Origin of the sequence: Idiomarina sp. T82-3 (assembly GCF_001577655.1) — a bacterium.
In the GTDB taxonomy this organism is placed as follows: domain Bacteria; phylum Pseudomonadota; class Gammaproteobacteria; order Enterobacterales; family Alteromonadaceae; genus Idiomarina; species Idiomarina baltica.
Window position 1 is genome coordinate 1 of the sequence record NZ_LSBQ01000036.1, and the last position, 6,071, is coordinate 6,071.

Here is a 6,071-nt window from a genome sequence, read left to right on the forward strand (position 1 = left end):
CCCTGTTTTCGAATCAAGGTTACCGGTCGGCTCGTCGGCGAGTACCAAACTGGGTTGATTTGCCAAAGCGCGTGCTATTGCAACGCGTTGTTGCTGCCCCCCAGATAGCTGACTCGGCTTTGCGTCCAGCTTATCCTTTAACCCAACACTGTCTAACACCGCCAATGCGCGTTGGTGATATGCCCGTTTGTCGAGCTCGCGGTTGTAGCGCATCGGCAACACGACATTATGAAGCACACTTAAGTGACTGATTAAATTGAAATTCTGAAAAACCCAGCCAATCTCGCGGTTTCTAAGGTGTGCGAGCTGTTGATTATCCAATGCTGCCGCATTGGTATCGCTTATTGTGTAGGTGCCTTTATAGCCTCTGTCCAACAAGCCTAAGATCGATAAAAGCGTTGATTTACCGCTCCCCGAGGGTCCAACAATCGCCAGTGTTTCACCCTCACCGACCGAAAAACTCACATTGCTTAGCGCCATGACCCGTTGTGTGCCATCACTGAATGCCCGTGTAACCCTGTCTAGCTTAAGCAACTCAGCCATTTTCTAACTCGCTCGTAGGTATTTCTGTTGCAGACTGATACGCTTCAGGCACATTGATCAGCACACGATCGCCCGCTTTAAGACCAATCAACACCTCAATGTACTGGTTGCCCATCAATCCGAACCGCACCTGCTGCCGCACGTAGCGATTATCACGGAGTACAAACACATCGAGCGTCGAGTGATTGCGCGTGACCGCCTCAAAAATAGGTAAACGAGTCACTTCTGTGAGTTGCTGCGTTGCTATCTCAGCTGAAATATCTAAGTTCGGCCGTGCCGACTCGGGCAACGCCTCACTGAACTTAACCTCAAGGCGAACCTGATTATTCTCGGCACTGGGATAAACCCTAAGTACTTCGCCATTGACCACAGTATCGCGAATATTAACCGTGACCTGCTGGGATGGCACAACATGATTAGCGTCTTGCGCCGAGATCAGCAAATCGGCGTATAAATGAGACGGTTCCGTTATCTGTGCGAGTGTCTGCCCGCGCTCAATCGAACTACCGACCTCTAAACTCGTACCCAACTCATTAAGAATGCCAGCCCGCTTGGCAGTCACATTAAGTTGTTGAATATCATACCGAACCATTTCCAGCTCTTTTTCAGCCTCTTTGAGCTGATATTGAGCCGCCTTTAACTCAGCCTGCTTAGACTTCTCAAAAGCATCTAGCTTACGTTGCTGCAACTGATGCTTTAACTTAGTTTGCTCTAAGCTGGTCTCTGAGCGCATGTAATCAAGCTTGGCGACGATCGCCTCCTCGAGCAAAAAGGCTTTCGTCTCTAACTCTTTTTGTGCAAAGGTGATTTCGCTTTCCATTAGCGCCAGATCGTTCTCGAGCGTAATGCGACGCTCATACAGTTGGGCCTCGGTGGACTCTAAGTTTGCCTGAGCACGAAGAACCGCCAGTTCAGCCGTATCAAGCTGCCGCATTAACGACGGGTTACGCAGCGTGATAATTAGCTCAGACTGCTCAATATGTTCGCCAGGGTACTGATGAATCGTTTCAATCGTGCCACTCACCTCTGCGATAACCGTACTGCTATTTCTTGGGCGCAACCGACCATATGCCGCAACCGAGCGTTTAACGGCACCCGTATCCACCTCAAGTTGACTTGGATTCAGCACCGTATTTTGACTTAACGACGCAACCGCACTGCTGAGCCCCCAAAATACAAGTGCAAGGGCGGAGCAAGACACGGCGATAATAAGCCACTTTTGCAGTCTCGATTTTCGCGAAGGTATGGTTAGCATAACGTCAGCACTTATTGGTTGTAGCCAGTTAAGGAAGTCACGACTTTATACTTCTCGAACTTATTAATTTTGGATAAACCGGCTAGGCGCGCCTTATAAGCTGCTTTGAGTTCGTCAGACAGTAAATGTAAGACCGAGCTACCATCCTGAGAGACCGGTAAATCAAAAAATAGAATTACTATGGCGTTCTTGGGAATGCTCCTTTCGTAACCCAATACCTGACTCAGCGTCTCGGGGGTGACCTCAATTGAGCAGCCATGCTTCATGAACAGATCAGCATCTGAGGGCAGTAACTCTTCAACCTCAACTTTACTGATAAAGCGTGCGGACCCACTATCGTAGATAAACGCAGCATTTTGATAAAACTCGCAGCTATTTTCTAAAAAGAACGCCTCGACCCTATCAAACCTATCAGCGTGAATCTCGGTCCATCCTTCACGCTCTTGTGCATGTGTAAGTGTAACGAAAAAAGTAGAGACAACCATAAACGTTAAAATAGTAAATGCTTTTATCATATGTAACCTACCAATAAGAGAGATAGGATCGCAACTTCACGAAGTTGCGATCCTAATGTTTTATTTAACAACGGACCGAACATGGTGACTCGGATGTACACATTTTAAGAGTTCTCTCGGCTGTCTCTACGTAACACACGTAGCTATCGCCAACATTTCCACAGACTGAGTCGCCACATGCTGCCCAAACTGACAAAGATGTTGAAGCGACAACCAACGCCGATAGAACACTCAATACTTTTTTCTTGATCATTTTTAATTCCTTGGTTTGTGTAAATTAACAATTGCTGTACATCAAGGACTTCAATCAGCAAATCATTATTAGCAGAGAAAAACATAATGATCAAACTTTATTAATATCTTTATCATATTACATATAGAAATTATAAAATCGACAAATATGTTTTATAATTCCTTGGTTAGAAGTGGTATCTCAATGTAAGTCGAGTGAGCAGCAAGAAGTAATCGCACACAGTCTATTTTTAGGTTGGACACTTCATTTAGCACCAGCGGTATATATTCTTCCGCCTCCAGTTAGAACAAATAATACGTATTTTACTTAGGTATGCTGACGCAATCCCAACTCATGACGATAATGGTGGGATATCGCAAGAAAGCAGTATAGGGAAATTCCTTCAGCCCTCTCGAGGCCTCAAGTTATTGGACAAGGAATTAATCATATAACTAAAGGTTATTTTCAGGGATGCCGCAGGATATTACGTTCACAACGATTCCGTTCGCGGCCTTTTGAAAGATAGAGATCTTCAAGCCGTAATGGGAATTAACGCTTAGTGAATTATTCTGCTAATAATTATTTTCCATTTCCGCTTTGAGCGAACAGCGGACTCAATAGAAATCCGATTTTTCAACTTTTAGTGCGCTTATACGTAAATATGGTTACTCTATAAGTTCGAAATCAACCATTGAAAAGGATTTCAATATGCTTATTCTCAGCCGCCGGGCATCCGAGAAGGTAACAATAGGTAACGACATAACCGTCACTGTTTGTAGGGTCAAACATGACCAGGTAAAGCTTGGTATCGATGCTCCAACAGGCGTTGTGGTTATGCGAGACGATGCGGTCGCACAGGCTCCCAAAACAAAAAATAAGCTCAGGGTGACTTCACCCTGAGCCTATCCCTTACAATCCAAGTTCGGTCATTAGCTGGCGCTTATAGTTGCCGCCCAGCGGAAGTATTGTCTCGTCAGCCAGTTCGACTTCCTGGTATCGACCGAGCTCTGACAGAAGCTTTCTTAGCTGATCACGCTTTACAATATGGCTTCGGTGGATGCGAATGAATCTATCGTCCAGTATGTCTTCCATGTCAGACAATGTTGCCCGATGAAGCACTCGTTCGTTACCGAAGTAAATCTTCACGTAGTTACCAAACGCTTCCACACGCTCGATGGAAGCAACCGCAACAAAACGAACCTCACCAGGACGTGTTTTAACAGCAATAATGTTTCGTCTTATGCTACCCATACCTAGTCCCTTTCCATAACCAGGTCGGCATCGATGCTATTACCACCGGCCAGTCTAATCGACGTTCTCCCTTTTATTGAGTAGTCATTGTAAATAGCAAACAGCAACGTTGTGCTGAGCCCTATCGCCACTATGGCGGTGATCAGTGAGCCGGTAGATAAGGTTCCGATAATGCCAGAGCCCCAGCCCATTGGATTCCAAAAGTTTGTGGCAAAAACGCCTGCAGAGCCAACGGCTAACGCAAAGGCACCGGATGATGCCGATTTTAATGTTTTCACGTCATCTGCCAGTGATGCGCTTTGTACTGCAATAACCTCATCTTTTCTATCTATGGCTCTCTCAAGTTCGCTTTTCGTTTTAACCACGGTTACATTTGACATAAAACCCTCCTAGTTGACAGCTTAAAAGTTGCAGGGTTAACTGCCATAAGGTGATATAGGTTTTAATCATTTTTCATTAGATAATAGAGCGACAATTAAAAAACGTGAGCCGCAACAAAATCTCTAACTCAACGTGGAGGCACGAAAAATGGATGTTTGGCTGGAGCGCCTAAAACGATTTTTAGAAATCATCCGACCGAAAACATATAATGTTATCGCTAGACTCCTCGTATTCACAGGCCTCACAATTGTTGTCGAATCCCAGCTAAACCTTTTTCAAGCTATTCTGATTTATCTATGCGAGCTTTTCTTCGGGAAGGCAGACATCTTAATCGAATTATTTCGAGGTTCTAGTACCCCTTGGTTGGGTTTTAGCCTAATAGTGATAGGTGTCGTCTACCATTCTGCGATTACGATAGGAAAAGACCTAGTTGAGGCCCAGCTGCAAGCCAAAAAGGCGAAGCCTGAGTTGGAAATGAAACTATTAAACGTCGATATGGAGGAGTTTAAAAAGAATGTCATAAGGTTGAGGGGCGTTCTCGCCGAGTTACCCGACGCAAAGGACATTCCAACCCTAGAAGCTCCCGCACACTATGAAACAATGTATCATTTATCGGGGATAGCTGGTCTTAATCACGGTGAACGCTTACACCCAGATTTCTTCCACCACCGTTCCAACTACCTTAAAACTTGGGGAGGCGCTGAACTACTCACCCTCAAGCTAAAGAATAGCTCCTCAACAAAAGCAACAGGCGTCTCTGTGGAAATAAAACTAGAAAAGAAAAAAGGATTAAGCGTGGACAATACACGGGAAAGTGTACCCCACTCACCAAAGAGAAAAAAGCCATCACTACTAGAAGAGACAATGCGGTTTGACTCCCCTCCAACGCAATTCGACATAACACAAGACCATACCTACAACGAGTATACCTTTTTATGGGAGCCTAACGATATCCAGGCTGGCGCTCAGACATCAAGCGATACATTTATATTTTTAAAGTCCAGCATTGTGTCACGTATCGAGTTGACTATATTTTGCGACCAATTCGAAACCCCGAAAAAAATCGTTTACGACATCATTCCGCCTAACGAGATAAGAAACATTACACTTTCAGAGCTACAATATGATGATGAGGAGTTCGATAAGCTTGCCAATGAGCTAATTATGGATGGCTATTTTGACAGAGAGTTTGAACGGATGAGTTTGAGGTTCGAACATCAAGCAGAAGAAACACTTCCTTAAGACAAAAATAGGGGCTAGTTGCCCCTAAAGCTCTAACTCAGCAAAGTCCCTATCAACATCTTCCTGAGTAATGCCGATATAACGCAAGGTCACAGCCTCAGAGCTATGGCGCAGCATCTTCATTACTCTGGCAATGTCATTGGTATTCTTGTAAAGATGATAACCACGGGTCTTTCGCATTGAGTGAGTTCCTAGTTTAATGCCTACCTCCTTTCCTATCTCGGCGAACGCCCGCGAAACATAACGGCGGCTAATCGGTGCCTCGTCCAAACCTTTGGACCATTGGTTCCGGTAGGACTGAAACAAGTAGATATGTTCGGGATGCTCTTCTTGAATACGAGCAATAATCGACCGAGCTTTGTCGTTTAACTTAATGGTTGCCTGTTTCGACGTCTTCCCTTCAATCAGAGTCAGACGCTCATCGTGTATGTTTTCAAACTTGATGGATAGTAGATCTGAGATCCGTAACGCCAGGTTCAAGCCCACATCCCAAACATCAGCAATTTGGTGACCATAAGTTCGTTTGAGAAGGTAGCTAATCAGCTTCACGGTATCCAGATCTTTAACCGCTTGTACTTCGGCCATGATCGAGTTCCTTTTTTGCTGTAAAACGTGATTTTGAGTACTTAAGAGGGTATAAAGGGGGAAATAG

The 6,071-nt window shown here is 44.9% G+C and carries 8 protein-coding genes; 2 read left to right on the forward strand and 6 right to left on the reverse strand.

The window, feature by feature from the left end:
• From AWU56_RS12885 to AWU56_RS12895, 3 genes are all read right to left on the reverse strand, one after another.
• The coding region (locus tag AWU56_RS12885) for an ABC transporter ATP-binding protein (RefSeq protein ID WP_286682753.1) at positions 1-543 on the reverse strand (543 nt) is incomplete at its 3' end.
• The gene (locus AWU56_RS12890) at positions 536-1,798 is read right to left on the reverse strand and encodes an efflux RND transporter periplasmic adaptor subunit (protein ID WP_286682754.1); all 1,263 of its coding nucleotides are present in this window, start codon (positions 1,796-1,798) and stop codon (positions 536-538) included. The genes AWU56_RS12885 and AWU56_RS12890, both read right to left, overlap by 8 nt.
• A gap of 11 nt (positions 1,799-1,809) precedes the next feature.
• Positions 1,810-2,313: a hypothetical protein gene (locus AWU56_RS12895; protein ID WP_286682755.1), complete on the reverse strand. Its 504-nt coding sequence runs from the start codon at positions 2,311-2,313 to the stop codon at positions 1,810-1,812.
• 940 nt (positions 2,314-3,253) lie between these two features.
• Here AWU56_RS12895 and AWU56_RS12900 point away from each other — a divergent pair.
• Positions 3,254-3,445: a carbon storage regulator gene (locus AWU56_RS12900; RefSeq protein ID WP_286682756.1), complete on the forward strand. Its 192-nt coding sequence runs from the start codon at positions 3,254-3,256 to the stop codon at positions 3,443-3,445.
• 9 nt (positions 3,446-3,454) lie between these two features.
• Here the strand turns inward: AWU56_RS12900 and AWU56_RS12905 are convergent, their stop codons facing one another.
• Positions 3,455-3,796, reverse strand: coding sequence for a LytR/AlgR family response regulator transcription factor (locus AWU56_RS12905; RefSeq protein WP_286682757.1), 342 nt, complete (start codon positions 3,794-3,796; stop codon positions 3,455-3,457).
• 2 nt (positions 3,797-3,798) lie between these two features.
• Positions 3,799-4,176: a PM1101 family membrane protein gene (locus tag AWU56_RS12910; protein WP_286682758.1), complete on the reverse strand. Its 378-nt coding sequence runs from the start codon at positions 4,174-4,176 to the stop codon at positions 3,799-3,801.
• Positions 4,177-4,324: 148 nt separating this feature from the next.
• On the opposite strand from AWU56_RS12910, the gene AWU56_RS12915 reads away from it, so the two are divergent.
• Complete coding sequence (locus AWU56_RS12915; protein ID WP_286682759.1) at positions 4,325-5,419, forward strand: hypothetical protein; 1,095 nt, start codon at positions 4,325-4,327, stop codon at positions 5,417-5,419.
• A gap of 24 nt (positions 5,420-5,443) precedes the next feature.
• On the opposite strand, the gene AWU56_RS12920 is transcribed toward AWU56_RS12915, so the two are convergent.
• A complete protein-coding gene (locus AWU56_RS12920; protein ID WP_286682760.1) occupies positions 5,444-6,004 on the reverse strand; it encodes a tyrosine-type recombinase/integrase in 561 nt (186 codons plus the stop codon).
• Positions 6,005-6,071 lie beyond the last annotated feature (67 nt).

What these genes read in the sequence shown, in the direction of transcription:
- AWU56_RS12910 (WP_286682758.1), bottom strand. Translation starts at nt 4,176, where the DNA reads ATGTCAAATGTAACCGTGGTTAAAACGAAAAGCGAACTTGAGAGAGCC.
- AWU56_RS12905 (WP_286682757.1), bottom strand. Translation starts at nt 3,796, where the DNA reads ATGGGTAGCATAAGACGAAACATTATTGCTGTTAAAACACGTCCTGGT.
- AWU56_RS12900 (WP_286682756.1), top strand. Translation starts at nt 3,254, where the DNA reads ATGCTTATTCTCAGCCGCCGGGCATCCGAGAAGGTAACAATAGGTAAC.
- AWU56_RS12895 (WP_286682755.1), bottom strand. Translation starts at nt 2,313, where the DNA reads ATGATAAAAGCATTTACTATTTTAACGTTTATGGTTGTCTCTACTTTT.
- AWU56_RS12920 (WP_286682760.1), bottom strand. Translation starts at nt 6,004, where the DNA reads ATGGCCGAAGTACAAGCGGTTAAAGATCTGGATACCGTGAAGCTGATT.
- AWU56_RS12915 (WP_286682759.1), top strand. Translation starts at nt 4,325, where the DNA reads ATGGATGTTTGGCTGGAGCGCCTAAAACGATTTTTAGAAATCATCCGA.
- AWU56_RS12890 (WP_286682754.1), bottom strand. Translation starts at nt 1,798, where the DNA reads ATGCTAACCATACCTTCGCGAAAATCGAGACTGCAAAAGTGGCTTATT.